The sequence below is a fragment of the Aeromonas sp. QDB68 genome, assembly GCF_027707405.1.
GTDB classification, from domain to species: Bacteria; Pseudomonadota; Gammaproteobacteria; order Enterobacterales; family Aeromonadaceae; genus Aeromonas; species Aeromonas caviae.
Genome location: NZ_JAPCIQ010000191.1, coordinates 1 through 1868 on the forward strand (window position 1 = coordinate 1; position 1868 = coordinate 1868).

3 protein-coding genes are annotated in these 1868 nt (G+C 50.5%); 1 reads left to right on the forward strand and 2 read right to left on the reverse strand.

Annotation, left to right across the window (positions count from 1 at the left end):
* Window positions 1–69 precede the first annotated feature (69 nt).
* Entirely contained in the window at window positions 70–321 is a 252-nt protein-coding gene (locus PG892_RS22095; RefSeq protein WP_134996526.1) for a plasmid stabilization protein, read from the forward strand.
* Window positions 322–521: 200 nt separating this feature from the next.
* On the opposite strand, the gene PG892_RS22100 is transcribed toward PG892_RS22095, so the two are convergent.
* The gene (locus PG892_RS22100) at window positions 522–1421 is read right to left on the reverse strand and encodes a hypothetical protein (protein ID WP_134996527.1); all 900 of its coding nucleotides are present in this window, start codon (window positions 1419–1421) and stop codon (window positions 522–524) included.
* Window positions 1406–1868 (reverse strand): type IV toxin-antitoxin system AbiEi family antitoxin (locus PG892_RS22105; RefSeq protein WP_270825882.1); only part of this gene is annotated, 463 nt, incomplete at its 5' end. The genes PG892_RS22100 and PG892_RS22105, both read right to left, overlap by 16 nt.

A 1868-nucleotide genomic window follows, 5' to 3' on the forward strand; every position in this document is an offset into this window, starting at 1 on the left:
CAAGGGGCCTCTATTAATTATTGCGAGTAGTAGCACAATAATTAATGCCAAAACGAGTAGGAACCGAACATGAGCTACCAGATTCTCTCCGCTGCGGCGGCCAGCATTACCGAACTGAAACGCAACCCCATGGGCACTGTCAAAAAAGGCAATGGTTCTGCCGTTGCTATCCTCAAGCACAACGAACCAGCCTTCTACTGCGTGCCACCAGAGCTCTTTGCTTACTATATAGAACTAGCCGAAGACGCTGAGCTTAATCGTATCGCCGATGAACGCATGGCCCTACTCGATAAGGTCAGCGTATCGCTAGATGATCTATGACGTATGCCACGCGATTTTATCGTTGAGTACTGAGGTAGTTGCTGAATTATGAGCGTTAACATTGTGGGAAACACCTGAGCTTTGTAGTTCTAGGGAAGGTGCTAACAAGTCACTTGACACAAAAACACTCCACCATAACTAATTGATATTAAATGACTAAGTTTCAGTTTTTGCGCAAGAGGTACTTATTCGCACTTTCCTTATATTACCCGTTGCCTCTCAACTTCGGCCAGTAAGCTTTGGACTAACCCTGCGGCAAAACGCTGACGACCAACAAGCTCATCTTCGTTGTCTCCACCGTGGAAGCGTGCGTAGGCAACAGCCCCCACCTTCTCATAGCCTTCACCATGCTCGTCGTCCCCGAAACGTCTCGCTAACGCTGCTAACCCATCTTGCATTGCCTCTTGATGCTGTTGTGAACGGATGCGTTCAACGAATAGAGCTGCGACTTCCTTTACCGAGCCTGAGTATTGGATCACATGAATTAGGTCAGCGGCATCCTTCCTCTCCTGACGCTGATCCAGAGCCAGAGCTTTCAAAATTACAAATGCTGGCACGTCCGCAAATCGCACAGTATCCACTGATAGACCATCACCACCCAGGAGCTGGGCAGAAACTATCTTCTCCTGATACCAGTCGTGGACGATTCGGGCATGCTTAATGGTGAGCGCCGATACTCTTTCCCCATCGACGCTGATGGTCCTGCCAGGTTCCTCTGCACCGGCATCTCGTAGAAGTTCAACGACTACTTCTATATGGTCATCGACCTTGCGACGCCAGCGCCAAGATGCGGGCTTTCCCTCTTCGACCCACCTGATGAAGCCCCGAGCTTTTAGCTGATCCGCAAGGCTAGCGTATTCGTTGTCAGCTGCCAGCACCTCTAGGTTTAATACTATGTCCACGTCCGAAGTCCCCGCATGCATCGGAACATCGGGTAGGTTCTCTGGAGTGAGATAACGAGGAACCAGGCCGCCGACAAGTCTTAGGGTTTCCTTCAGATGTCCAAAGGCGCTTAGCAGTGTGAGCAGTGTCATCTCGCACGCCGATGTAACGTCTTGACTATATCCAGCCGCTGTACGAGGCTTCAATCCCGTTGCCATAAAGACTCCAATTGTTCTCTGATATGTTCCGCCAGTTCTTTATTGCGGCCTCGGCCATCCAATAAGTCCAAGTACAGAATGTAAGGACTTGCGAAAAAAATAGGGTGGTTTGGGCTCACATCCCGGTAAAGCAAACTCGCGGGTTCGCGCTCGATAAGTGTGACGTTTGCCCCTTTGCTGACTGGCTTCAGGCCTAGCACGTCAGCCATTCTATCCGCGTAGCCCTTGGGCACAATGATCTCCGCTCCTTCAGTACTGGTCAGCAACGGTGCAAGAATATTGGCGGCAGCAGCACCTGTGAACGCCCACGGATAATCCACCTTCTGATGGTCTATCCGTTCTGCCAGATGAGCTAACAGGTGTTTGGGATTTTCGACAAAGGTGTACCACTTCGACTTCTGTTCTTTGCGATGCCGCCACTGCTCAGACCAAGCGTCCAAAAGCTTA